This window comes from Pseudomonas sp. WS 5010 (assembly GCF_012985565.1).
Classification (GTDB): Bacteria; Pseudomonadota; Gammaproteobacteria; order Pseudomonadales; family Pseudomonadaceae; genus Aquipseudomonas.
The window spans coordinates 380,155-404,802 of sequence record NZ_JAAQWQ010000002.1 but is presented as its reverse complement, the minus strand read 5'-3'; the positions used below and the strand labels follow the sequence as shown (position 1 = coordinate 404,802).

The window sequence follows — 24,648 nt, the reverse complement described above, 5'->3', positions numbered from 1 at the left end:
GGCAAGCCGGCTCCTACGGGAATAGGCTATGGTGCTCACATGTCCTGTGTTTGTGAGCCATCATGCCTTTTCTCGCCCGTACCCACCCTCGCCTGTCCGCTGCCGCCGTCCTGGGACTGGCAATCGGCATCCTGGCGCCCGTCGACTCAATCCTCAGCAAAATCCTGATCGGCTGGAACGTCGGGGTCTGGACCTACCTGGTGCTGATGCTGCGCCTGACCATCCGTGCCAAGGCCGAAGACGTCAAGCGCATCGCCGAGGTCGAGGATGAAAACGCCGGCCTGGTGCTGTTCATGGTGTGCATTGCGGCGATTGCGAGCCTAGCCACCATTGCGGTTGGCCTGGCCGGCAGCAAGGGCCTGGACACGACCGAACGCCTATTGCATTACGGTTTTACCGGGGTGACGGTGATTGGTTCGTGGTTGCTGATCGGGGTGATTTTCAGCGTGCACTACGCCCGCCTCTATTACACCTGGGAGGGCAAGGAACCGGCGCTGCGCTTTGCCGAAGGGCTACTGACCCCCAACTACTGGGACTTCCTGTACTTCTCCTTCACTATCGGCGTTGCCGTGCAGACCTCGGATGTGGGGGTGGCTACCCGGACCATGCGCAAAGTGGTGTTGGGGCAATCGTTGATCGGTTTTTTGTTCAATACGGCGATCCTGGGTTTTTCGATCAACATCGCGGCGGGGTTGTTCGGTTAGTCTAAGTGCCAAAGAGTATTAACAGCAGCGTGCTTAGATTGTCATTAGATCATTCATAAGTCGTTGTCTTCGTATACTGTTAGTTCTGACAGTTTACAGCGCAGGTGCGGTGCTATTTCATGACCAGACAGAGCCGTCAACATCTCTGTTACTCGCACAATCATCAGCGATGGAGAAGCGATCATGACCGAACAAGCGCAACAGTTGACCCCCGAGCAAAAAAAATTGCTTTACCCCAGGCTCCTTCTTGCAACTGGCACATTCGATGCACGTATCGATAATATGCCGCTCCACTTTCAGACCTTGAGACTGGTGCATGACCATGAAGCGGCCATCTACCGCCTTGACGCGCGACATGCTGATAACTCAATCACATTGAAAAAAATCACGATTGGGCTGCCCGACACCGTTCGTCAGGGGCAGGAGTTAGAGCTGGATAAGTGGCAGATCAATAAAGTCAGTGTCTGGTATTCCATTGAGGGCGGTCCGAATCCTAACTCCATGCGGTGTTCCACGGGAACTTTGACCGTTAGACGCTTGCAAGCAGGCACTGTCAAGTTCGGCGGTGAATTGAACGGTACCACCGATCCGGATGAAAACGGCAACAGGCATACAATACACGTCAACTTTGATCTAGCCAGTTGATCGCTTATGCAAGAGAAAAAAACGCCCGTATCCTTCGATACGGGCGTTAATAAGCGTCCTGTTTTTACCAGCTGTAGCGCATACCTACGTTGGCGCCCCAAGGCTGCTCGACCCGGCCGCCACTGCTGTGCTCAAGGTCTGCGTGCAGTTGCAGGTTCTGCGACAACTTCACCGCAACCCCTGCGCCGAACTCAGTGCGTGAACCTGACAGGTCGTTGTTGAACACATTGTTGTTCACCTTGACCTTATTGTTGTTGGCAAACTCATGCACCATCGCTGCCCGCAGGTACGGCTGGACGACACTGCCACTGTCGAGCTGGATATCACGCCCAATCGTCGCGCCGGCCTTGGCCATGATCGAACGGGTGCGCTCGCCATCGGCGTGCAGGCCATTGTCCAGGTTGTAATTGGCACCCTGGATGACCACGGTGGACAATTGTGCATACGGTTCGACGAAGTAGCCGTCATCGAGCTTGATGTTGCGCCCGAACTCTGCCGACAGACCGCCACCGGTGTTGGCGTACTTGCCCTTGGACTTGGTACCGTCGCTCATGCCGACCTTGGACTCGTTGTTGAAGCGGTTGAGCTTGGCCACGGCGTCAAAGTACAGGCCACTTTCCTCATCCAGCCAGGTGGCATAGGCACCCACGTAGTAGCTTTTCACGGTGCCGGACGTACCGCGCTTGAGGTTCAGGTCCGAGGTACTGTGACCGGCCATCACACCTACCAGCCACTGGCTGTCGGCCAACGGCATGTCGGCACCCAGGGTGAAGCCTTGCTGGTTCTGGTCATAGCCCACACCAGTGCTCTCGGCCACCTTGTACTTGTTGCCGTAACCGCGCATCCACACACCCGCCTGACCAGGCTCGAAACGCAGTTCGCCCATGCGCGTACGCAATGAGGTCGCCTCGCCGTACCAGACGGTCGGTGCGGTGTTGAACAGCGCCATCACCGAGCGGGTGGACGGGCTGATCACACGGTTTTCCGGGTCGAGGAACCAGTCGGTGCCGTCCTTTTTCAGGCCGTAGGAGTAGGCGCCCACGTCGACGAAATCATTGGCCAGGGAGAACTGCGCGTCCCCGCCTTCGGTGTGCACGATACGAATCGCTTCAGGGTTGAGCGGCTCCACGCCAGTGGCCTCAAGCAGCAGGCTGTGGTTGCCGTTGGCTTGGCCATTGATATTCAGGAAGTCGGTGATACCCCGGGCAAAATCGGTGCCCATGACAAAGGTGCCTTTACCGTCGAGGCTGTCCAGGTCCAACTGATAGAACGCGTCGCTGTCGCCGAACTTCACCGTACCGCCGGCCAGGTTCAAGGCACCCACCTGGCTGTCGCCGGTCAACTCCCAGTAGGACTGGTCGCCGATGTTCAGGCTGCTGACATTGTGCAACTGGCCCGTCAGCCCGGCGTTGTTGTCGAGGTTCAGGTGCGCGGTGCTGCCGTCCTCGACAATGATATTGCCGTTCAAGCGGCTGTTGTCGACGTTCATGCTCGCCTGGGCGCCGCCGTTGACTTCCAGCAACGTGCCATTGCCGCCGATCAGGGTCGAACCATTGCGCACGTCGATTTCAACGTCCATCGGCTCGCCAGGCTCACCTTCGACAACAATGGCCGAGCCGCTGCGGCCTTCGACGCTGGAATTGTCCAGCACCAGCTTGCCGGCAGTGGTGCTGCCAAGGTTGTTGGTGAACAGCACGCCATTCTTGCCGCCGATGATGCTGCTCTGGCTGGCAGTCGCCGTTGCACCATCAAGCAACACGCCATAGCTGTCGGCGCCAGTGCCTTCGACCACGGTGTTCTGGTTGAAATGCAACTCGGCGTTGCCGTTGGCTATTGCGCCACCCTTTACACCGCGGATGATGCTGTTGAACACCTGGGCAATGCCGCCCGTTTGCGAGTTGAAGCTCTGGAACACTTGCAGGCCGACAACGGTGTTGCTGTTGATGGAGCTGTCACGAATGATGGCTGTGCTGTCATCCAGGCGCACCGCGCCCCATGTCGAGTTGTTGGAATTGACCGTGGCACCGTTAATACTGACGGAGGAGCCCTGTGTCGCGCGGATATCCTCGATCAGGCTGCCGGGATTGACATTCAGCGTCGAATCGTTGGCCAGGATATGGCCCGCACGGGCGCCGTTCATGGTCAGCTCGGACTTTTGATCGAGTTGCCAGTGATTTGTCGGTTCATCGGCGCCAATGACCTTGGACTCGCCAATCAGATGGCCGGCTTGCACATTGGTTTGCACTGCCGCAAACAGCAGGACAGTCATGGCTGGGACTTTCATCATCTTGCTCAAGGGTTTGAGCTCGAAGTTAATGGGTGCTGACATCGGGTTCACTCTCTGGGGTAGAGCCACTAAAAACGGCTTGGCTCGTTCCCCGCGGAATGAGGCCTCACCTGTACAGCGCAGAGGTTACGTAGTGAACATACCGACGACTGTAGGACTAATCTGAACGAGCAGTGTTAATCGGCAGCGCAGATGCATGGAAAGTGGCGCCCCCGGCAGACGGAACCGTCTAAACGCGCCAATCCAAGGCTTGCAGACGCACAAAAGGGAAGCCTGGCTTCCCTTTTGTGCTTGCAGCGGTTTATTGACTTATCAGAGTGGTTCCCAGGCTAGCCGGTACGCCATCACAGAATGAGTCAGGGTTGGAGAATACCGTGTATACCTCGGCCAGTTCGCCGCGACCGAGTCCCCCACCTGCCACGCCCGTGGTGTAGGTGACCTCGCACGGCCCAAACGCCACTTGAGCCAGGAACGGACGGTAGATGATATTTACCTCAATACCGTTGGCCACCTCGGCAGCGGTCAAGGGCGGGGTTGTAATAGTCAGTGTAAATGGCCCTGACGGATGCCCTGGGCGTTCGCTGGTAATGGTGATCGTAACATCCACGGTATTGCCCACTACCAGTCTTGCATCGCCCGGGATCAACACAGTGGCAGCCAGTACCGGTGGCGAGCCAGGCTGGATTTGTACCAGCGACTGACAGTTCCATTCATCAAACACGAGGCGCTGATACCTTGCAGGTGCCAGCTCCACCGTCACGGCATCGATCACATTGACCATGGTCACGGGCGATGGGTTTTCATTGGTGGTGCCGGGGCCAATCACAGAGTAGCTGACCGGTTGCATATTGTTGCCGTGGCGCGCCACTACGTCCCAGGGAATGGTAAACGTCGCGTCGGCGCCGGGAACTGTAGTGCTTAAAGGGAACGGCCCGACACGCTCTCTGGAGGTGCCCCAATACAGGTAAAACTCATTAGCTGCATGAGGCAGCGCCGCAATGATCCAAAGGGGGATCACAATAGTGACAGGCAGGTTCGCATCCCCAATGCGCAGGGTGTTCAACTCGTTGGAGTTGGCACCAAACACTTGCGGCGGGTTCAGCCCAGGGTTCACATCGCCTGGCTCCAGTGTGCCCGGCAGGACCGGCCCTTCGACCGACAAATCGAGCTGCAGGGTTTTATCCGGCGAGGTGAAGAACACACCGTTGCGCTCGATCCGGTAACGCACATTTACCGTCTGCGGGCCCAGCGTCGCGGTATAGGCGGCCTTGATTGCGTCATTCATATTATTGAACACCACCGGGAAACCAGTGAGCTCGGTAGTTTGCGGGCCAAAGGGCTCGGCTTCCCATTGCGTCTCGAACTTGTCCAGCCCGGTCACGAAATTAACATACTGCTCAATATGCAGATCGATCCCTTGCACATAGTCCGCAATGCTGAGCAGGTCATCAGTGCTGCCGTTACGAGGGGCAGGCGCAAGTGGCAGGAACGGCGCCAATGGCACGGGATCGGCCAACAACGAAACCGTACGAAACTCATTGAACGACGGGCGACTGACGTTCCCTGCACGGTCCCTGATGGTGTAGAAAAAGTAATAGAGACCACTCAAGGTGATCAGGCTGGCTGGCAGGAAAAAAGTGCTCGACGCAGGTGGCGGCAGCATAGGCACACCTGGACCACTGACCAAATACTCGGGCCGAGGGTCCATGACCGGGCTGTAGTACACGTCAATTTCGTCCCCCGCTTCAAACCGTCCGGGCTGCGGCCCGAAACTGTTTGCCAGGATACGCACCTCCACGCCGCCCTGGTTGATCAGGAAAGCATTGTTGATAACCGTACCCGGCGGGGCATTGACTAACACTGGAGCGGTCGGCTGTTCACGGGACGCCGCTACGGCGTAGGGCGCAATGAGGTCAACCCGGAATGCGGCGGGGTTGGACTCATCCCTCGCAGGACCCGGTACACCACTGGCATTACGGTATTGCGTGACTTTGAGTTCATAAAAGCCATGGGCGAACTCAAACTCGGGAGCCGGAGCAGGAACAAATCTATCGATTATTGCCGGCACGGGGTTCAAGTTGATCTGGAAGGGGGGCACGAAGGTGGTCCAACTGGGCACCGTATCTGTGGTTCTGCGAATTTCGACACTCAGCCAGTCGGTGCGCAATGAAATCAGCCCGGTTCGCAGTTGAAGGGTTATACCCGCACGTGCAACGGCTACCGGGATGAGCCCGGTTGCATCATCCAATGCTTCTGCAATCGTGGGGGCATCAATAACGAACGGCGCTGGTGTAATGGTGACGTCAGGGTTGCTGCTCATATCAGTCTCTCCTTAGTACTTAATGTAGGCGTCGCACAAACACTCATTAGGTGGCCAAGCCGTCATCGCCCGATACTTGAGTGATTGCCTGGTGACTGAAATCGCAGCAACACTCTCTCCAGCGCGTAAAACACGCGGCCAAACAAACCACCTTTCGAATTACCCATCTGTTGTTAAAGCAAACGTGTAGGGTGTTCAGTCCTCGGGGCCATTGCCGTCAATCCAGCAATAAATAGGCGTGGGCGGTGGCGGTGAGGTGGGCACCACGCGGTCGAACTCCACATAGCGCGAAGAAGAACGGCCGATCACCACGCCGCCCCTGGACACCGTGTAACTGGCCTCGCCGCCGGCGTTTTTTTTCAGGGGCCGAATCACGCGCTCGACATCCAGAATCCAGAAGGTATAGCCCGCCGCATCGGCGACCCCATCCCAATAATGCGTGAGGGTTTCCACGATATTGGGGTCCGGATTGACATCCGGGTACTTGCCATACCCCTGGAACCGCAGCGTGATCAGGTCGCCAGCGTGTATGTCGGCGTGAGGCGCGACATGCACCTCGACTCTCAACCAGATCGCAGGTTGGGTGCTGCAGGTCAGGAAACGGTTTGGATGCGACTCCGCCTGCGGGAAACTGGGCCGAGGGTACCTGGACGGCGGCAGGCCGGTTTGCAGCTCCGCTTGCTCCACCTGTGAAAACAGCGGATTGACGTTGCCTGCGCGGTCCTTCAGGCGATAGAAGCAGAAGATCCAGCGCGCGCCCGGGAAACTGCGGAACACGGCGCTGGGCACATTCACGAATATACGGCCGGTGGCGCTGGTCAGCGGCGCTGAAACCAGGGTAGGCGCGCCGGTTGGCAAGGTGTTCATATCTGAAAAATACATCAGCACCTGATCACCCACCTCACGATCCAGATAGTCCTTGGGGATTTCCATGGGCACCAGGGGGTTGGCAACCAGGTAGGCCTCGGTGATCGGATCGATGGGAAAAATGGGCGGTGGCAGCAACGCCCCCCCACCGGGTGCATCGCGGTCGATCCTGATGGTCACAACCTCGGAGGCATCAACGCTGGGGCTGTTCGGCGTGCGGTTATGGATGCGAAACCGCAGATCAACAATTGCACTGTTGAGCAGGAATGCCTGAGGTATCTGCAGGGCGTAGGGAAAGTCGGCAGGCGTCATCGGGTTAGGCAGCAAAATCGGCGGCGTATCCAAGGGCCGGGCACCGCGAACGTTCCACTCGAACACCAGATACTGATCTCTGCCCGGACCGGGTAAAAACGCCCAGGGCGTCGGAATCTCAAGCTGCAGATCAGCGAAATAAAACTGTGCCGGCAGCAACCCATCAGGCAGCGCGTCGACGACGATAGGCGCTTCAATCAACAGGATGCCGCCTGGGCCATTGGATTGGCCAGCATTGTGGGTGCTCATCAAAACCTCCCATCACCTAGACACGCGCCAGGGCGTCGATGGATCACGGCGCTTGCGGCTCAGTTGGGATAATTGAACACGTCCAGCAGCGCTGCGGATACTGTCAGAACTAACAGGTCGGCTCGCCGCTCGTCGGTTTCACGCCGCCGGTTTTGGCAGTGTTCCAGCAAAGATTTTCTTGACGAAAGGGGCTGGCTGGTGTTTTCTGAAACCGGTTTCAATGCCCAGCGCACTGCCACCTCACACTAATAAGAAAGGCCCCGCCGTGACTTCATTCTCCGCCGCCCAACGCAGCCGCGTGACCATGCTTGATGTAGCCGAACGCGCCGGCGTCTCCAAGGCCAGCGTGTCGCGTTTTATCGGCGATGACCGCGCCCTGCTCTCCGACGCCATCGCCCTGCGCATCGAGCAGGCCATCGATGAGCTCGGCTACCGCCCCAACCAGATGGCCCGAGGCCTGAAACGTGGGCGCACGCGCCTGATCGGCATGCTGGTGGCCGATATCCGCAACCCCTATTCGATTGCCGTGATGCATGGCGTGGAAACCGCCTGCCGCCAGCACGGCTACAGCCTGGTGGTGTGCAACACCGACCGCGATGACGAGCAGGAGCGCCAGCACCTGGCAGCCCTGCGCGCCTATAACATCGAAGGCTTGATCGTGAACACCCTGGGCCATCACCTCGAACAACTGCTGGAACTGCAACGGGAAATGCCCCTGGTGCTGGTGGACCGCAAGGTCGACGCCCTGCACAGCGACCTGGTAGGCCTGGACAACCCACTGGCCGTGGGCATGGCGCTGGACCACCTGGAACACCAGGGCTACCGGGATATCTTGCTGGTCAGCGAGGCGGCCGATGGCACCAGTTCGCGGGTTGAGCGTATGGAGAGTTTCCAGGCCCAGATCCGCCGTCGCAAAAAAATGCGCGGCGCCGTATTGGAAATAGACCGCGACCTGCCCCACCGCTTGCAGACGTTTCTTGGCGCAGGCCAAGCCGGGCCCAAAGCGTTGTTCTGTGCCAACGGCATTGCCGCGCTGGCCTGTACCAAAGCCCTGCGCGAACTGGGTTGCCGATTGTTCGAGGACGTGGGCTTGCTCGCCCTGGATGATCTGGAATGGTACCCGCTGGTGGGCAGCGGCATCACCGCCCTGGCCCAGCCGACCGAAGCCATTGGCGCCAGTGCTTTTGAGTGCTTGCTCAAGCGCTTGCGCGGCGATACCGCGCCGACCCGTTCGGTGGATTTTGCCCCGCAACTGATCGTCCGAGGCTCAACCCAACCCGTGTAGGCATAACCGCCTGCACGAGCATTTTTTTATCTTCAAATGAAACCGGTTTCAGAGATCAATAACAATGCACAGATACCCCGTTTCCATCAGCCTTTCCAGCTACGGCGCCGACCTGGTGCGCCAGCGCGGCCAACTGAGTTTTGTCGACCTGCTGGCCGCCGCCGGCGCCACGCGCATTGAATGGCGTGAAGAACTGCTGACCACCGAACAGCCCGCTGAACTGGCGCAAGCCGCCGCAGCGCAAGGCCTGGAGTGTGTATTTTCCTCGCCCCTGGAACTGTGGGTGGCCGGGCGGGCGCAAGCCAACGCCGAGCTTGCCGCCACCCTCGACCGCGCCCAGGCGTTCGGTGCGCGCTGGTTGAAGGTGTCCCTTGGTTACTTCACCGACACCAACGACCTGCACAGCCTCAGCGCCTTGCTCAATCGCCACCCGGTGCGCTTGCTGGTGGAAAACGACCAGACCCTGCACGGCGGGCGCATCGAGCCGCTGCAACGTTTCTTCGATGAAGCCGAGCGCCTGGCGGTACCGGTGAAAATGACCTTCGATATCGGCAACTGGCACTGGCAGGACCAATCGGCGCGCACCGCTGCGCGCCTGCTGGGCCGCCATGTCGACTACCTGCACTGCAAGGCCGTAGAGCGTCGCGCCGACGGCAAGCTGGTGGCATTGCCGCCGGCCACCGCCGACCTGCATCTGTGGGAACAATTGCTGCAACTGATGCCCCAAGGTATCAGCCGCGCGGTGGAATTCCCGCTGCAAGGCGCAGACCTGGTGGCGGTCACCACCGTGCAGGTCGCCGCCCTCACCCACCTTGGCCAACCGCGTGTGGAGAATGCCCATGTCTGAGATCGATATCCTCTCGTTCGGCGAGACCATGGCGATGTTCGTCGCCGAACAAACCGGTGACCTGGCCCAGGTCGGTCACTTTGAAAAACGCATTGCCGGCGCCGACAGCAATGTGGCGATCGGCTTGTCGCGCCTGGGCTTCAATGTGGCTTGGCTGAGCCGTGTGGGGGATGATTCATTGGGCCGTTTTGTGGTCGATACCCTAGAACGCGAAGGCCTGGATTGCCGGCATGTGGCGGTCGATCCGGCGCACCCCACCGGCTTTCAGCTCAAGTCGCGGGAAGAGCGCGGCGACGATCCCAAGGTCGAGTATTTCCGTCGTGGCTCGGCGGCCAGTCACCTGTCCAGCGCCGTGATCACTCCACAGTTGCTAAAAGCACGGCACCTGCACGCCACCGGGATTCCGCCAGCATTGTCGGACGCCACCGCCGAGCTGTCGCGCGAGTTGATGAGCCAGATGCGCGCGGCAGGCCGCAGTGTGTCGTTCGACCCTAACCTGCGCCCGTCACTTTGGCCCAGCGAGCAGAAAATGATCCGCGAAATCAACGCCCTGGCCTGCCTGGCCCACTGGGTATTGCCGGGGCTGAGCGAAGGTCGCCTGCTGACCGGCTTCGAAGACCCGGCGGATATTGCCGCCTTCTACCTCGACCAGGGTGTGGAAGCGGTGGCGATCAAGCTCGGGCCCCACGGCGCTTACTACCGTAGCCATCTGGACCAAGGGTTTGTCGCCGCCGTGCCGGTGGCCAAGGTGGTGGACACGGTGGGCGCCGGTGATGGTTTTGCCGTGGGCATGATCAGCGCCCTCCTCGAAAACCTCAGCTTTGCCCAGGCGGTACAGCGCGCCAACTGGATCGGCAGCCGCGCAGTACAGAGTCGTGGCGATATGGAAGGCCTGCCCATGCGCGCCGACCTGCCAGCCCTGCAAAAGGCCGGCTGACCCCCGGCGCTAAACCCGTTACCTGTTGCCACAACTACAACAAGCTCAGGAGCAAACCCATGACGACCAAACTCGCCACCCGCCGCTGGTGGTACATCATGCCCATCGTGTTCATCACCTACAGCCTGGCGTACCTGGACCGCGCCAACTATGGCTTCGCCGCCGCCTCCGGGATGGCCGAAGACCTGATGATTACCCCGGGCATGTCCTCGCTGCTCGGCGCGCTGTTCTTCCTCGGCTACTTCTTCTTCCAGGTGCCGGGGGCGATCTATGCCCAACGGCGTAGCGTCAAGAAGCTGATTTTTGTCAGCCTGATCCTCTGGGGCGGCCTGGCCACGCTGACCGGCATCGTGTCCAACGCCTACATGCTGATCGCCATCCGCTTCCTGCTCGGGGTGGTCGAGGCCGCCGTGATGCCGGCGATGCTGGTGTACCTGTGCCATTGGTTCACCCGTGCCGAACGCTCGCGGGCCAATACCTTCCTGATCCTCGGCAACCCGGTGACCATGCTGTGGATGTCGGTGGTGTCCGGCTACCTGGTGCAGCATTACAGCTGGCGCTGGATGTTTATCATCGAAGGCCTGCCGGCGGTGTTCTGGGCCTTTATCTGGTGGCGCCTGGCCGATGAGCGCCCAGCCGATGCCAAGTGGCTGAACGCCGGCGAGAAGCACGACCTGGAAACCGCCCTGGCCGCCGAGCAGGTTGGGCTCAAGGCGGTGAAAAACTACGCCGAAGCGTTCCGCTCGCCACAGGTGATCATCCTCGCGCTGCAGTTCTTTTGCTGGAGCATCGGCGTGTACGGCTTTGTGCTGTGGCTGCCGTCGATCCTCAAGGCCGGCTTGCAGATGGACATGGTCGAAGCCGGCTGGCTTTCGGCGTTGCCGTACCTGGCGGCGGTGATTGGCATGCTCGTGGTGTCCTGGGGCTCGGACAAGCTGCAAAAGCGTAAACGTTTCGTGTGGCCACCGCTGCTGATCGCTTCCGTGGCGTTTTATGGCTCCTACCTGCTGGGGGCCGAGCATTTCTGGTGGTCCTACACCCTGCTGGTGATTGCTGGCGCCTGCATGTATGCGCCCTACGGGCCGTTTTTTGCGATCGTCCCGGAAATCCTCCCGGCCAACGTTGCCGGGGGCGCCATGGCGCTGATCAACAGCATGGGCGCGCTGGGTTCGTTTGGCGGTTCGTACCTGGTGGGCTATCTCAACAGCAGCACCGGCTCGCCCGGTGCGTCCTACCTGCTGATGAGCGGCGCGTTGCTGCTGTCGGTGGTACTGACGATTTTTCTCAAGACCGGTGCCCGTGAGCCGTCCCCGGCAGCACCGTTGCACTCCCTGGATTTGAAGGTAAGAACCTGATGAAAAAACATGTCGTGCTGTACAAAAAACTCTCCGCGCCGCTGATGGCCCGCCTGCACGAGGCGGCCACCGTGACCCTGATCGAAAGCCTCGACGCCACGGGCCTGGCGCAACTGCGTGAGGCATTGCCCACCGCCCACGGCCTGCTGGGCGCCAGCTTGCGCCTGGATGCGCAACTGCTGGACCTGGCGCCGCGCCTGGAGGCAGTGGCCAGTGTTTCGGTGGGCGTCGATAACTACGACATCGACTACCTGACCCAACGCGGCATTTTGCTCAGCAACACCCCGGATGTACTCACCGAAACCACCGCCGACACCGGCTTTGCCCTGATCCTCGCCGCCGCCCGACGCGTGGTGGAGCTGGCCAACATGGTGCGCGCCGGCAACTGGAACCAGAACATCGGCCCGTTGCACTTTGGCAGCGATGTACACGGCAAGACCCTGGGCATCATTGGCATGGGGCGCATTGGTGAAGCCCTGGCACAGCGCGGGCATTTTGGCTTTGGCATGCCGGTGATCTATCACAGCCACTCCCCCAAGCCTGCGGTGGAACAGCGCTTCGGCGCGCAATACCGCAGCTTGCCCGACCTGTTGCAGCAAGCCGACTTTGTATGCCTGACCTTGCCGTTGACCGCCGAGACCCAGGGGCTGATTGGTGCCAGGGAATTCGCGCTCATGGGCCCGGAGACGATCTTTATCAACATCTCCCGGGGCAAGGTGGTGGACGAGGCGGCGCTGGTAGAAGCGCTGCAACAGCGTACGATCCGCGCGGCGGGGCTGGATGTGTTCGAGCGTGAACCGTTGAACCATGACTCGCCGCTACTGCGCTTGAACAATGTGGTGGCGACGCCGCACATCGGCTCTGCCACCCATGAAACGCGGGAAGCGATGGCGCGGTGTGCCGTGGATAATCTGCTGGCGGCACTGGCGGGAGAACGACCGAAAAACCTGGTCAATCCCGGCGTATGGAAAGCCTGACAGCTCGACCAAATGGCGTGTGCCAGCCACCGCCATCGCGGGCAAGCCCGCTCCTACAGGGGATCTTCATCGGGGCAAAAGTCTGGGCCACACCACCAATCAAGTGTAGGAGCTGGCTTGCCTGCGATAGCGGTATGCCAGCCACCGCAAACAGTGGCTGAGCCACCGCCATCGCGGGCAAGCCCGCTCCCACAGGGGATGTTCGTCAGGGCAGAAGTCTGGGCCACACCACCAATCACGTGTAGGAGCTGGCTTGCCTGCGATAGCGGTATGCCAGCCACCGCAAACAGTGGCTGAGCCACCGCCATCGCGGGCAAGCCCGCTCCCACAGGGGATCTTCATTGGGGCAGAAGTTTGGGTCACACCACAAATCAGAGGTAGGAGCTGGCTTGCCTGCGATAGCGGTATGCCAGGCACCCAAGCCTTCCCTGCTTAGATAACAAACCGCGCCACCATCGCATTCAAATCCACTGCCAGGCGCGACAGTTCGTGACTGGCGGCGCTGGTCTGGTGGGCGCCGGCCGCCGATTGGGTGGCCAGGTCGCGGATGTTCACCAGGTTGCGGTCCACTTCGCGCGATACCTGGGCCTGTTCTTCGGACGCGCTGGCGATCACCAGGTTGCGCTCGTTGATCAGGCTGATGGACTGGGTGATCTGCTCCAGTGCCACACCCGCCGCGCGGGCCATTTCCAGGGTGCTTTGGGTGCGCTGGTTGCTCTGTTGCATGGACTGCACCGCCTCACCCGTGCCGTTCTGGATGCCGGCGACCATTTTTTCGATCTCCTGGGTCGACTGCTGGGTGCGGTGGGCCAGGGCGCGCACTTCATCGGCCACCACGGCAAACCCGCGCCCGGCTTCACCGGCGCGTGCGGCTTCGATGGCGGCGTTGAGGGCCAGCAGGTTGGTTTGTTCGGCAATCGCCCGAATAACATCCAGCACCTTGCCGATATCGCGGCCCTGGGTCGCCAGGCCTTCGATCAACACCGAGGTGTTCTGCACGTCCTGGGTCATGGTCTGGATCGCGCCCACGGTTTCCACCACGCGGTCGCGCCCTTCCCGTGCGGCCTGGTTGGACTGGGTCGAGGCCTCGGAGGTGGACACCGCATTACGCGCCACTTCTTCCACGGCAGCGGTCATTTCATTGACGGCGGTGGCGGCCTGGTCGATTTCATTGTTCTGTTGCTGCAAGCCCTTGGAGGCTTCCTCAGTCACCGCGCTCAGCTCTTCGGCGGCGGACGCCAATTGCGTCGCCGAGCCGGCGATATGCTGGATGGTCTGGCGCAGGTTGCCCTGCATGGTCGCCAGGGCGCTGATCAGCCGCGCAGGCTCATCCTGGCCATCATCCTCAATAACCTTACTCAGGTCGCCGCTGGAGATGGTCTCGGCGGCTGCCACCGCCTTGCGCAAGGGTGTGACAATGCTGCGGGTCAGCAGCCAGGCGAGCAATACGGTCATCAGCGCCGCGACCACCGACACCACGATAATCCCGCTGATCGCATCGCGGTAGCTGCGCCCGGCGTCGTCCCCGGCCTGCTTGGCATCGGCAGCGTTGATCGCAATCAACTTGTTGAGCTGTTCACCCATCTGATCGGTGCCGTCCTTGATCCGACTGTTGATCAGGGCCCGCATCTCCTCGACCTTGTTCTGCTGGGACAACGTCAGCATTTCAGCCTGGGCTTTAAGGTAGTTGTCCAACGTCACCGCAAAAGTCTTGTAAAGCGCCGCTTCTTCGGCGCCGGCCGGCATCGCGGCGTAACCCGCCTGGGCTTGGCGGGCCTTGTCGACCAGGACATCAATGCGCGCCTGGGCATCTTGCAGGGCGCCAGGCTCGCGGTTGACCAGCACCCGGAACGACAGAATGCGCAGGCGTAATACGCTCTCGGTCATATTGGCCAGGTAGCCGACACTCGGCAGCTGGTTGGCGCCCATGTCCAGCGCGGCCTGGCGAATCAGGGTCATGCGGTTGACGGCAAACACCCCCAGAACAATCACAAGCAACGCAATAAACGCAAAACCGAGAAACGCCCGAGGTGCGATATTCAAATTACGGAGGGACATAGGAAAGCTCTCAAAGAGGGATGGCTGCGAGCGTCCTTGCCGCGACACGGTCACTTAGCGTCAACGCACCGAGATGACTGTTCGGCGCCACTGTTATAAGGGTTGTGTGGGCCTATAAGAGGTATCGGCCGGCTTGAGGCTTTTTGCACAAACCGGAGAAATATATTTTCACACTTTTGACAGTGGGCGCTTTCTGGCATCCTGCGCCTCCATTTTCTGACCCGAGCACGTATCTTGTCTGACGCTCAAGCCCCCCGCCCCCGTTATAAATCGGACCTGATCTATGGTCTGGAAGACCGCCCGCACTTCACGGCAGCGATTTTTGCCGCCCTGCAGCATGTGCTCGCCAGCTTCGTCGGGATCATTACCCCGACCCTGATCGTCGGCGGCGTACTGGGCCTGGAAAGCGAAGTGCCCTACCTGGTCAGCATGGCGCTGTTCGTCTCCGGCCTGGGCACCTTTGTCCAGGCGCGACGTTTCGGCCCGGTGGGTTCGGGCTTGCTGTGCCTGCAAGGCACCAGCTTTTCCTTTATCAGCGTGATCCTCAGTGCCGGCTTCATGGTCAAGGCCCGGGGCGGCGGCACCGAGGAGATTCTCTCGACGATCTTCGGCATCTGCTTCTTCGCCGCATTTATCGAAGTGGTGCTCAGCCAGTTCATCGGCAAATTGCGCAAGCTGATCACCCCGGTGGTGACCGGCACCATCATCACCTTGATGGGCCTGTCGCTGATCAAGGTCGCCGTGACCGACATGGCAGGCGGCTACGGGGCCGCGGACCTGGGCGCAGCGGGCAATATGGGGCTCGCGGCCCTGGTGCTGCTGACCATCGTGGTGCTCAACCGCTTCAATAACCCGTTCCTGCGCCTGGGCTCGATTGTCATCGGCCTGACATTGGGGTTTGTGGTGGCCTGGTGGCTGGGGCGCGTTGACTTGGCGGCATTGCCCCAAGTGCCGCTGATCAGCGTTCCGGTGCCGTTCAAGTACGGGTTCTCGTTCGACTGGGTGGCGTTTATCCCGGTGGCGGTGATCTTCCTGATTTCGCCCCTGGAAGCGGCCGGTGACCTGACCGCCAACTCGATGATTTCCCAGCAGCCGGTCAAGGGCCCGCTGTATATCAAGCGCATCAAGTCCGGCCTGCTGGCGGACGGCCTGAACTCGGTGATGGCCGCCACCTTCAACAGCCTGCCGATGGTGACCTTCGCGCAGAACAACGGGGTGATCCAGTTGACCGGCGTGGCCAGCCGCTATGTGGCGTATTTCATTGCCGGCCTGCTGGTGTTGCTGGGCCTGTTCCCGATGATTGGCGCGGTGCTGCAACTGATGCCCAAGCCGGTGTTGGGCGGCGCGACCCTGATCATGTTCGGTACGGTGGCGGTGGCCGGGATCAAGATCCTCGCCGAGGCCGGGCTGCATCGGCGCAATGTGCTGATCGTGGCGATTTCCCTGGGCATGGGCCTGGGCGTGGCGGCGGTGCCGGAAGTGCTGCGCGAACTGCCCAAGGCCTTGCATAACATCTTCGAGTCGCCGATTACCGTGGGTGCGTTCTGTGCGATCCTGCTGAACATTTTCCTGCCTGAAGAGTTCATAGAGCTGGAAGAAGATGAATTTGACCCGGAAGCCTCTACCCTCAAAGTGATGCAGGACCCGGAACCGACCAAATAGGAACCCTTATGCGCAGATTGATCGGCCTGACCCTGTCTTTGATATTGCTCAGCCTGAGCGCCTGCGCCTTGTTCCCCAACCGTGACCCGCTGCATATCAATGTGGTGGGCATCGAGCCGCTGCAAAGCCAGGACCTGGAAGTGCGCTTTGCAATCAAGCTGCGGGTGCAGAACCCCAACGACACGGCCATCGACTACAACGGCGTGGCCCTGGACCTGGAGGTCAATGGCCGGCCGCTGGCGGCTGGGGTCGCTGATCAACAGGGATCCATCCCGCGCTTCTCCGAGACGGTTCTGACCGTCCCGGTCAGCGTTTCAGCGTTTTCGGTATTGCGCCAGACCCTGGGCCTGAGCCAGACCCAGACCCAGAGTCTGAACAACCTGCCCTATGTACTGCGCGGCAAGCTGGCAGGCGGGTTGTTTGGCACGATGCGCTTTGTCGATCGCGGTACCCTGGACCTGCCCAACACCGTGACTTGGTAAATAGCATGGACACCTTGCCTACCCTGTACACCGAACGCCTGATCCTGCAGCCGCTGACCCTGGACGATGCCGAGGGCATACAGCAGCAGTTTCCCCACTGGGAAGTGGTGCGCTACCTCAATGCCCTGGTGCCCTGGCCCTACCCGGCCGACGGTGCGCGCAGCTACCTGGAACAGGTGGCTTTGCCTGCCATGGCCCAGGGGCGCGAGTGGCATTGGTCGATCCGCCTGCGCGAGACGCCCGAACGGTTGATCGGCAACGTGAGCCTGATGGATGAGCAAGACAACAACCGTGGCTTCTGGCTCGGGCCGCAATGGCAGGGCCAGGGGTTGATGAGCGAAGCCAGCGCGGCAGTGACCGCGTATTGGTTCAAGGTGCTTGGGCGACCCGTGCTGCGGGTGCCCAAGGCGGCGCCGAACCTGGGCTCACGCAGGCTTAGCGAAAAAACCGGGATGCGCTTGATCCGCACGCAAGAAGGACAGTTCGTGGAGGGGGCGTTCCCCAAGGACATCTGGGAAATCACCCGCGAAGAGTGGCTCAAACAACAGCTGTAGGCACCGGCCAGCCCGGCCTACTTGGCGGCCATCAGGCGGTTGACTTCGCTGCGTACCATGTTGGCAAATTCCGGTGGCGACATACCGTCCAGTTCCGAACGCACCCATTCGGCCCATTTGCCCTTGCGCTTGGCGCGCTCGCCAAACAGCCGCGCGCCCTCGCCCTTGGCCTTGCCCAGGTTGCTTTGCCACAAGTCATACAGACGGGACTTTTCGTCTTCAAGCGCCGCACGCTCGGCTAAGGGCTTGTTGGCCAGATTGAAGCTCATGTGGAATTACCTGCTGCACAAATAGGTGACATCTTACACTGTAGGTGGAAAGGTCCGAATTCGGATTTTGCATAGACTCAGTAACCCACGAAAAAAAACTGCAACTTTTGCCGTGCTGCAAGACTCCATTGTTCACTGCCCACTTACCCCGCAAGGAGCTACTCAATGGCCCGTAAAACCGCCGCCCAAGCTGTCGAAGAGCAAATCAAGGACCAGGCGTTCAGCGAACTCCAGGCCCTGATCGAAGAATCCGACAAACTGCTCAAGAGCAGCGCGTCGCTGGTGGGAGAAGAAGGTGAAACCCTGCGCGAACAGGTCGCGATAAAGCTCAAGCAGGCCCTGGACTCGGTATCCAGCGTGCGCGAGCGCAGCAAGCCGGTGGTGGATGCCACCGAAACCTATATCGGTGGCCACCCTTGGCAGACCGTGGCGATTTCCGCAGGCTTCGGCCTAGTAGTGGGCCTGCTGCTGGGCCGTCGCAACTGATCGACAACACGGCTGGCGCGGCTCAGCCCGCGCCCGCCATCAGCCTTGCGCCAACGCGCGCAACCGCGCCAGCTCATCCCCATCCAACATAATCCCTTCCAGCGCGGCCTTGTCCCGTGCGCGATGACGCCGATCGCCCGGCAGACGCCGCAACCCCGCCGCATGCATCTGCCGCACTAGTTCCTGGCTGCGTTGGGCGAAGTCTTGCCCGGCGGTTTTGCTCGGGTCGATCACGATCAACAACTGGCCGGTCCAGGGCGTCTTGGCGCCGGGGTGGTTGGACCAGTCGAATTCAAACGAAAAATTCCCCCCGGTCAAGGCCCCCGCCAGCAGCTCGACCATCATCGACAACGCCGAGCCCTTGTGCCCGCCAAACGGCAACAACGCACCGCCTTCGAGGATCGCCCTGGGGTCCTGGGTCGGCTGGCCCAGGCTGTCGACACCGGTGCCCGGCGGCACCCGTTCGCCCTTGCCCGCGGCGATCTGCACATCGCCATGGGCGATGGCGCTGGTGGCCAGGTCAAACACAATCGGCGGCCCATCTGCGCGTGGGGCGGCAAACGCGATGGGATTGGTACCGAACAAGGGCCGATCCGCACCGTGGGGCACCACGCAGGTCATGCTATTGACCACACTCAGGGCGACCAGGCCTTCTTCGGCAAACGGTTCGACATCCGGCCACAGGGCGGCAAAGTGATGAGAATTACGAATCGCGAGTACGGCGATCCCGGCGCTGCGGGCTTTTGCCACCAATAATGGGCGGGCGGCAGCCAAGGCCGGTTGGGCAAACCCATTGGCGGCGTCTACCCGCACGAAGCCCGAGGCAACATCCTCGACCAGCGGCACCGCCTGGCCATTGACCCAGCCGCTGTCCAGGGTCGAGACATAGCCCGGTATGCGAAACACCCCATGGCTATGAGCCCCATCCTGCTCGGCGCGGGCGCAGTTGTCGGCCAGTACGCTGGCAACCTCATGCGAGGCCCCATGACGGGTAAAAATAGCCTTGAGTAGAGTCACAAGTTCAGTGAAGCCGATTGAAGTATTCACTGCGGTAATGGGAGTGGCTGACATCTGAAGCTCCAGAATTGTTATTGGAAGGGGCAACAGCCTGCTGGATTCAGCTGCTTGATTAACAACGCGTGACAAGTGAGCTGTCAACCACCGTTGCGGTTTCAAGCCTATTTATTTAGGGCCCTGCGGATGCCCGCCACGCCTAGGCTCGATGCCTTCTATAACCTGCACCGAGCCTTTGCGATGGACGACCTGCAACTCCCCTACTTTTTCCCCGAGGCCATGCGCCTGGCCAAGCGCCTGAATGAGCGCGAACGCCAGCGCGATATCGGCGATCAAGATCGCCAGTTCCTGCGCAATCTGTTCTTTGCCAGCGCCACCGGCCGTAAAGCCCAATCCCCGCCGATGATCGCCGAGCGCTTGCTGCTCAACTGCCCAGGCAAGGAACCGATTGAACTGGCCGGGGCATTCGCGATGGGTTCCGAGGGCGACTACAGCGCGGTTTTTTTCTATGGCCCGCAGACCGGACTGGAGAAATTCAGTGATTACGGGCAATTGTCGCAAGCACTGAAAACCAGGCTGGGCGATGAGCACAAACGTGGCGAGCTATTGCATTTCCTGTCCATTGGCCAACGCGCAGATTTCAGCTTTGCGGCCGGTTCTACGCTCACTCGGCAACTGATCGAGGGCAACGTATTCGACGAACAAAAAGCCTGCATCGAGCGTTACCAACAACTGAATGTGCAGGCAATGCTCGATCAATTGGGCCAGTTGCCGTTATTGGAGACGTTGCTGGACCAACTGCTGAACAGCACGTTGCGCAAAGCCTTTCCCAACGCTGATCAACACAAGACCCATGTCTTTTTGTATGCCCTGGCGGCCTCCCCTACGGAGCAGGACCGCTGGGTCGACGCGCTGCGCCTGCGCGATGCCCTGCTGTTGTTTTATCGCCAGCAGTCCTGGCCCGTAGGCCTGCGCCGGGAGTTCGTGAACCCTGAGGTGGCAGCGACCCAGGGCACCAACACACTGTGGGAAGAGGGGCTGAAACAAGCCTCGCGCCAGCTACATCTGTTCCTCCTCAACTCAATAGAGACCTACTGGAACGCTGACATCCATCCCGGGCAGTCGAGGCGCGAGTACTTCGCCCAGGCGATGAGCGACAAATCCAGGGTCGATCTGCTGTTCAAGCGCCAGGAGGATGTGATTTCGGCGCAACAGTGGCAAGAATTGCAAGCGCTTTACCTGGAGGGCAACCGCCGGGGAACAATCCCTATCGAGAAAGTCCGGCTATGGGAGTACCCACCCCATTTTGTCGAGTTGGCCAGTACGCTGGTGATTACCGATAGCCTTAACTGTCTCTACACCCAATCCAAGGGCTTGCAAGTACTTGCAAGCTATGACGACTTGCAGGCAACGCTCAAGGCAATGGCCCAGGCGAGGGGGCATGAAGATGATTTTTTCGGCTTCCTGGGATTGGAGGAACGGGCGCGGTTCATAGGTTTTAAACATCCACAGATCAGTTTGGCCTCTATCAATGGCCCGGTATTCAACACCTTGTTTGAAGGCATCATCAACAAGCAGCGGCAGAACCTCGAGTATTGCCTGGATATCTACCGGCGTAACCTGGGGACGGTCAATGCCTATGCCCTGCTTGATCACGGCCTGGATATCCGTGCCATGCTTGACCATCGTCTACTGGGACTGGGTGCCAAGGGTCGGTGGAGCACTCACCCATCGCCACCTTCGGTACCCGCTGAAAGGGCGCGACTGACAATCCGCAAACTGCACAGCCTGGTCAACGCACAGGGCGATCTGATAGCGCGGATTCCCAACCTTGAGACGCTGATTACCGACCAACTGCGCCGCACCTTCAACCTCTCTGCCGGGATCGCCCTGGATCCGGCAAACCTCTACATCAGCCGCTATGCCACCCATGCCGACGCTCAGGAACGCCGGACGCCCCAAGCCAGCCAGAGCATCCTGGCCCATTGCATCGCCCGGCTGAAGGGAGAGGCACAGGCCATTCCTGACTCTGCGCAGTACGGCGTGTACGGGCCACGGAACCACGGCCTGGCAGCAAAACGGCCGGAACTGAGCATTGCTCGACTCAATAGCATGCTCACCCAGTGGTTGCTCGTGCTAAACCTCCAGGCCGTCGCCCAGACTCCCCGCGCGGGCCTGGAGGCATTGATCCCCACGCTGGCACACAGCATGGCAGTGGGGATTCTTGAAGAGGCTAGTCTCAGACTGCTCGATAAAACCCTGGACGAACGTGATGTCGGCATCCTGCGGGCCGTCCTCAAACCGGACAACACCAGCACACGCCAGCCTCTGACCTTGAACGGCTTCACACCCGAAGCCTTCACCCTGTCGCTGCTGGCGAAAGGCCAAACCACCTTGCGTCAATTGGCCAACTGTTTTGTGCTGACCGAGCGCGGCGGGCTTGATCAGCATCACTCCGGACATGCGTTGTTGTGGACGCCCGCCACCGGCGTGGAAGCCTTTACTACGATCAGTTACCTGCGCGACGCATTGGCGCACCGGCTGAACGACTCGGCCCTACGCCTGAGCCTGCTGGAAAACCTGGACGCGCTTAAGCGGCTCCCCCATCAACGCTATGAGCTGGGACCGCTTCAATCAATCAGAGAACCGGTGCTGCATAGGTGCCAGCGATCGTGGATCGATCAACACATCGCCCAGCGCCAACACACTCTGGCGTTCAAGACCAATGCCCAGTCATTGGTCCAGGCGCTCGGCGAGGTGCAGCGCCAACTGCCGGCCAATAATCTGCAGCGCGCTATCGATATCGCCCGCTGGGCTGAACTCAGGCATTCGCTGCCCGACAGGCTCGGGGCCGCGCCGGCCAGGGAACAAAGACGCCACGCGGAGATTCTCGAGCAATATCGCGTCAGTACGTTGCATGGCCGGGACTATCTTTATGAGCTCCGGTCATTGCGCCAGCATGTGTCGGATCGCCTTAACGAAATGCTCGTCGATTACTCGCTGTTTGCCGATGGGGTGCAGATCGTTCCCAAGCTGGCCCTGGCAGGGCTACGCCAGAGCCTGCTGGATTTCGCCATGAACCCCGCCAGCCTGCAAAGTGCCAGGTTCGATGTGGTCTGCACGTCTGCCGACCTTACGGAAACCGTGGTGCGCCAGATGCTGACCCAGTTGAAAATCCACGATGACTACCACACCTACCTGGCGCGACACCTGGCTGGCGGTGCGCCCGGAATCGAGCAGCGGCGCAGGGACTTCAGCCAGCAACTGCCGTGGCAGCTGCTGCAGCATGCCCATGCCCTGAAATTACAGGAGCGCCTGTCAGACCGAGGCTTGGACCTGATCCAACAGGTTGTCGACATGCCAGACGCGATTGCCCGCGCGTCGGTTGCAGGCGCGAGCGCCATCATCAGGCCGCTTGAGCTGCTAGCCACGGCCGGTGCCACGCGCGCGCCCGTGCTCGGCCTCTACCTTATTAGCGCAGGACGCGAGGGGATCCAGGTGTTGTATGCACCCTATCACCCGACACTGAGCTTTACCGAGTTTGAAAGCGAAGCGCAGTTTCTTGAAGCCCTGAACCTGCCGGGTGCCTTGCAAGACTGCGTCCTCAATCGCTTGGCCGCGCCTCAGGACGCGACCTATCGCAATCTGCTGGCCAGCACGCTGGGGAGAGATTCGGAAATCACCCTGGACTTCAATCCAATCCAGGGCAACCTGTTCAGCCAGCTGTTCGACGACAATCGGCAACTGCTCCTCAAGTGGCTCGGCGTCCAATGGGTCGAGGGGGCGCAGGCCGAATGGGAAACCGTCAAGCAGGTGCTCAGCGGTTCTGCCGAGAGTGTGCTGAGTTTGCTGCCTGGCAAGCTGGCGCTGCCGTGGAATATCTGGCGCAGCATTTCGTTGTTCATGGACTCCGCCGAAGCATTGCAAGACCATCATTGGCGCCGGGCCTTACAGACGTTTATCGAAGGCATTGCGCAAATGGCGTCACTGGCTCAGCAATTGCACGACGCGCAGTCATTGCTCTTCGATCCCGAGCAGCAAACGCCCCAGGCTGCGCCGCAGACCTTTGTGAAATGGCCGGGACTGGACATCACCGCCCCACAACGCACCCAGCTTGCACCCAGCGAAGTGAGTGATGTGGCCCTGGTGAACATGAACAAGAATGAGCTCAACGGTACTTACCAGCATCAAGGGGCCGCCTATATTCCGTTGGCTGGCAAGGTGTACAAGGCGCTGTCTCTGGGGAACGACTGGCGCATTCGCACACCCGATCAAAACGGCCCCTTCATACATCGCAACAGCGCCGGGCAATGGGCGATCGACACCCGCGGCAATATCGCACGCTATGGCCAGGCTTTTGGTCGCCTGCTGGATCGCAGGGAAATCCGGGCGTCAGCGCGCAGGACAATGAATATCGAGGCTGTCGGGATGAGGGCCATTCGCCAACTGTGCCCTGATCGGGCCAGGATGATTGTCGAGGCGATCGACCTGGCAACTTTTTATGTGCAGAACTGCAAGTTGAACCTGGCCTTGCTGGAGCCTGGGGTAGCGCCGGTCACGCGTATCCATCGCTTCGTCAATGAGTTCTTTGGCATTGATATCGACACCGATCAGGGCCCGCAAGTGGTTGATCCACTCCTGGTGCAAAAGCTGCATCGTATCGTCGATCTGATCCTGGCAGCGCTGTTGGACCCCAAGCTCAGCGCGCTTGATTCCAAGCGTTTCGTGGCCGGTTCTCATCGAACGGACCCACACGGCAATTGGGGGTTCACTATCGATAAAGATCCTGATCGGCGGATTTACTTGTCCGAGCATTTTTTTGCACCGCCTTTGAGCATTTATGACAACTGCCTGCCCGACCATTTCGACTGGGCGGCCCATGCGCGGGCGACGCTGCTGATTCATGAGTTGAGCCATGTGGTTGCTGAGACAGCCGATGCAGCGTACCTGGACTCCGTGGCGCCGTTTTCCGACCTGATCGAGACGTTGACAGAGGCCGGGCGCACTCTGTCTGGCGCCCTGAAAAAACAGCAATCCCAAAGCTACTCGCGCAGGACACCCGTGGGCCAGCTATTCAAGTTTGCGGACGTGAGCGGCACGCTATGGAGCGACTTCGGACAAGCCTCAGACACCGAGTACATCAGGGATCAGATACTTCGCACCACCGGGGGCGCGAATTTGGGCAACGCAAGGGGGATTTTCATGAGCAACCTGGCAAGGCGAGTCGACACCATGCTGGATAATGCCGACTCGGTGGCGTTCATGATCAGTAACCTGGGACGTCAGTTAGACCCAGTGCCCTCCAGTCGAAGGGCATCGCTGGACTGATCCCGCGGGG

18 protein-coding genes are annotated in these 24,648 nt (G+C 60.3%); 12 read left to right on the top strand and 6 right to left on the bottom strand.

Features of this window, described 5'->3' with window-relative positions:
* The first annotated feature begins 62 nt into the window (after positions 1 to 62).
* Together HBO11_RS06640 and HBO11_RS06635 are read left to right on the top strand one after the other, a co-directional pair.
* On the top strand, positions 63 to 704 hold the full coding sequence (locus HBO11_RS06640) for a DUF1345 domain-containing protein (protein ID WP_169951859.1): 642 nt from the start codon (positions 63 to 65) through the stop codon (positions 702 to 704).
* Positions 705 to 887: 183 nt separating this feature from the next.
* The gene (locus tag HBO11_RS06635; protein ID WP_169951861.1) at positions 888 to 1,349 is read left to right on the top strand and encodes a hypothetical protein; all 462 of its coding nucleotides are present in this window, start codon (positions 888 to 890) and stop codon (positions 1,347 to 1,349) included.
* Positions 1,350 to 1,413: 64 nt separating this feature from the next.
* Here HBO11_RS06635 and HBO11_RS06630 read toward each other — a convergent pair whose 3' ends face one another.
* From HBO11_RS06630 to HBO11_RS06620, 3 genes are all read right to left on the bottom strand, one after another.
* Positions 1,414 to 3,678 carry an autotransporter outer membrane beta-barrel domain-containing protein gene (locus tag HBO11_RS06630; protein ID WP_169951863.1) on the bottom strand — a complete coding sequence of 755 codons (2,265 nt, stop codon included), beginning with the start codon at positions 3,676 to 3,678 and terminating at the stop codon, positions 1,414 to 1,416.
* A gap of 259 nt (positions 3,679 to 3,937) precedes the next feature.
* Positions 3,938 to 5,956 carry a hypothetical protein gene (locus tag HBO11_RS06625; RefSeq protein WP_170058849.1) on the bottom strand — a complete coding sequence of 673 codons (2,019 nt, stop codon included), beginning with the start codon at positions 5,954 to 5,956 and terminating at the stop codon, positions 3,938 to 3,940.
* A 195-nt stretch (positions 5,957 to 6,151) separates the two neighbouring features.
* Positions 6,152 to 7,384 (bottom strand): hypothetical protein, encoded by a 1,233-nt coding sequence (locus tag HBO11_RS06620; RefSeq protein ID WP_169951867.1) that lies wholly within the window; start codon positions 7,382 to 7,384, stop codon positions 6,152 to 6,154.
* Between the two features lie 265 nt (positions 7,385 to 7,649).
* Here HBO11_RS06620 and HBO11_RS06615 point away from each other — a divergent pair, with 265 nt between their 5' ends.
* From HBO11_RS06615 to HBO11_RS06595, 5 genes are all read left to right on the top strand, one after another.
* Positions 7,650 to 8,669 (top strand): LacI family DNA-binding transcriptional regulator, encoded by a 1,020-nt coding sequence (locus tag HBO11_RS06615; protein ID WP_169951869.1) that lies wholly within the window; start codon positions 7,650 to 7,652, stop codon positions 8,667 to 8,669.
* A gap of 64 nt (positions 8,670 to 8,733) precedes the next feature.
* A complete protein-coding gene (locus HBO11_RS06610) occupies positions 8,734 to 9,516 on the top strand; it encodes a TIM barrel protein (RefSeq protein ID WP_169951871.1) in 783 nt (260 codons plus the stop codon).
* Positions 9,509 to 10,453 (top strand): sugar kinase, encoded by a 945-nt coding sequence (locus HBO11_RS06605; RefSeq protein WP_169951874.1) that lies wholly within the window; start codon positions 9,509 to 9,511, stop codon positions 10,451 to 10,453. Before HBO11_RS06610 ends, HBO11_RS06605 begins: the two co-directional genes overlap by 8 nt.
* A gap of 59 nt (positions 10,454 to 10,512) precedes the next feature.
* Positions 10,513 to 11,808, top strand: a complete 1,296-nt coding sequence (locus HBO11_RS06600; protein WP_169951876.1) for an MFS transporter — start codon at positions 10,513 to 10,515, stop codon at positions 11,806 to 11,808.
* Positions 11,808 to 12,785: a D-glycerate dehydrogenase gene (locus HBO11_RS06595; protein ID WP_169951878.1), complete on the top strand. Its 978-nt coding sequence runs from the start codon at positions 11,808 to 11,810 to the stop codon at positions 12,783 to 12,785. The genes HBO11_RS06600 and HBO11_RS06595 overlap by 1 nt, the downstream gene beginning before the upstream one ends.
* Positions 12,786 to 13,217: 432 nt before the next feature.
* Here HBO11_RS06595 and HBO11_RS06590 read toward each other — a convergent pair whose 3' ends face one another.
* Complete coding sequence (locus HBO11_RS06590; RefSeq protein ID WP_169951880.1) at positions 13,218 to 14,843, bottom strand: methyl-accepting chemotaxis protein; 1,626 nt, start codon at positions 14,841 to 14,843, stop codon at positions 13,218 to 13,220.
* Between the two features lie 234 nt (positions 14,844 to 15,077).
* Between HBO11_RS06590 and HBO11_RS06585 the strand changes: the two genes are divergently transcribed.
* From HBO11_RS06585 to HBO11_RS06575, 3 genes are read left to right on the top strand one after another with little or no spacing between them, the layout of a single operon-like run.
* The gene (locus HBO11_RS06585) at positions 15,078 to 16,505 is read left to right on the top strand and encodes a nucleobase:cation symporter-2 family protein (RefSeq protein WP_169951882.1); all 1,428 of its coding nucleotides are present in this window, start codon (positions 15,078 to 15,080) and stop codon (positions 16,503 to 16,505) included.
* 8 nt (positions 16,506 to 16,513) lie between these two features.
* Positions 16,514 to 16,987: an LEA type 2 family protein gene (locus HBO11_RS06580; RefSeq protein ID WP_169951884.1), complete on the top strand. Its 474-nt coding sequence runs from the start codon at positions 16,514 to 16,516 to the stop codon at positions 16,985 to 16,987.
* A 5-nt stretch (positions 16,988 to 16,992) separates the two neighbouring features.
* A complete protein-coding gene (locus HBO11_RS06575) occupies positions 16,993 to 17,541 on the top strand; it encodes a GNAT family N-acetyltransferase (RefSeq protein ID WP_169951886.1) in 549 nt (182 codons plus the stop codon).
* Between the two features lie 17 nt (positions 17,542 to 17,558).
* Here the strand turns inward: HBO11_RS06575 and HBO11_RS06570 are convergent, their stop codons facing one another.
* Positions 17,559 to 17,810 carry a hypothetical protein gene (locus HBO11_RS06570; RefSeq protein WP_038441493.1) on the bottom strand — a complete coding sequence of 84 codons (252 nt, stop codon included), beginning with the start codon at positions 17,808 to 17,810 and terminating at the stop codon, positions 17,559 to 17,561.
* Between the two features lie 165 nt (positions 17,811 to 17,975).
* Between HBO11_RS06570 and HBO11_RS06565 the strand changes: the two genes are divergently transcribed.
* Positions 17,976 to 18,296, top strand: coding sequence for a DUF883 family protein (locus tag HBO11_RS06565; RefSeq protein ID WP_169951888.1), 321 nt, complete (start codon positions 17,976 to 17,978; stop codon positions 18,294 to 18,296).
* Between the two features lie 39 nt (positions 18,297 to 18,335).
* On the opposite strand, the gene HBO11_RS06560 is transcribed toward HBO11_RS06565, so the two are convergent.
* Positions 18,336 to 19,367, bottom strand: coding sequence for an Ldh family oxidoreductase (locus HBO11_RS06560; protein ID WP_169951891.1), 1,032 nt, complete (start codon positions 19,365 to 19,367; stop codon positions 18,336 to 18,338).
* 129 nt (positions 19,368 to 19,496) lie between these two features.
* Between HBO11_RS06560 and HBO11_RS06555 the strand changes: the two genes are divergently transcribed.
* On the top strand, positions 19,497 to 24,638 hold the full coding sequence (locus HBO11_RS06555; RefSeq protein WP_169951893.1) for a DUF6543 domain-containing protein: 5,142 nt from the start codon (positions 19,497 to 19,499) through the stop codon (positions 24,636 to 24,638).
* Positions 24,639 to 24,648: the final 10 nt, after the last annotated feature.

What these genes read in the sequence shown, in the direction of transcription:
- HBO11_RS06640 (WP_169951859.1), top strand. Translation starts at nt 63, where the DNA reads ATGCCTTTTCTCGCCCGTACCCACCCTCGCCTGTCCGCTGCCGCCGTC.
- HBO11_RS06635 (WP_169951861.1), top strand. Translation starts at nt 888, where the DNA reads ATGACCGAACAAGCGCAACAGTTGACCCCCGAGCAAAAAAAATTGCTT.
- HBO11_RS06630 (WP_169951863.1), bottom strand. Translation starts at nt 3,678, where the DNA reads ATGTCAGCACCCATTAACTTCGAGCTCAAACCCTTGAGCAAGATGATG.
- HBO11_RS06625 (WP_170058849.1), bottom strand. Translation starts at nt 5,956, where the DNA reads ATGAGCAGCAACCCTGACGTCACCATTACACCAGCGCCGTTCGTTATT.
- HBO11_RS06620 (WP_169951867.1), bottom strand. Translation starts at nt 7,384, where the DNA reads ATGAGCACCCACAATGCTGGCCAATCCAATGGCCCAGGCGGCATCCTG.
- HBO11_RS06610 (WP_169951871.1), top strand. Translation starts at nt 8,734, where the DNA reads ATGCACAGATACCCCGTTTCCATCAGCCTTTCCAGCTACGGCGCCGAC.
- HBO11_RS06605 (WP_169951874.1), top strand. Translation starts at nt 9,509, where the DNA reads ATGTCTGAGATCGATATCCTCTCGTTCGGCGAGACCATGGCGATGTTC.
- HBO11_RS06600 (WP_169951876.1), top strand. Translation starts at nt 10,513, where the DNA reads ATGACGACCAAACTCGCCACCCGCCGCTGGTGGTACATCATGCCCATC.
- HBO11_RS06595 (WP_169951878.1), top strand. Translation starts at nt 11,808, where the DNA reads ATGAAAAAACATGTCGTGCTGTACAAAAAACTCTCCGCGCCGCTGATG.
- HBO11_RS06590 (WP_169951880.1), bottom strand. Translation starts at nt 14,843, where the DNA reads ATGTCCCTCCGTAATTTGAATATCGCACCTCGGGCGTTTCTCGGTTTT.
- HBO11_RS06580 (WP_169951884.1), top strand. Translation starts at nt 16,514, where the DNA reads ATGCGCAGATTGATCGGCCTGACCCTGTCTTTGATATTGCTCAGCCTG.
- HBO11_RS06575 (WP_169951886.1), top strand. Translation starts at nt 16,993, where the DNA reads ATGGACACCTTGCCTACCCTGTACACCGAACGCCTGATCCTGCAGCCG.
- HBO11_RS06570 (WP_038441493.1), bottom strand. Translation starts at nt 17,810, where the DNA reads ATGAGCTTCAATCTGGCCAACAAGCCCTTAGCCGAGCGTGCGGCGCTT.
- HBO11_RS06565 (WP_169951888.1), top strand. Translation starts at nt 17,976, where the DNA reads ATGGCCCGTAAAACCGCCGCCCAAGCTGTCGAAGAGCAAATCAAGGAC.
- HBO11_RS06560 (WP_169951891.1), bottom strand. Translation starts at nt 19,367, where the DNA reads ATGTCAGCCACTCCCATTACCGCAGTGAATACTTCAATCGGCTTCACT.
- HBO11_RS06555 (WP_169951893.1), top strand. Translation starts at nt 19,497, where the DNA reads ATGCCCGCCACGCCTAGGCTCGATGCCTTCTATAACCTGCACCGAGCC.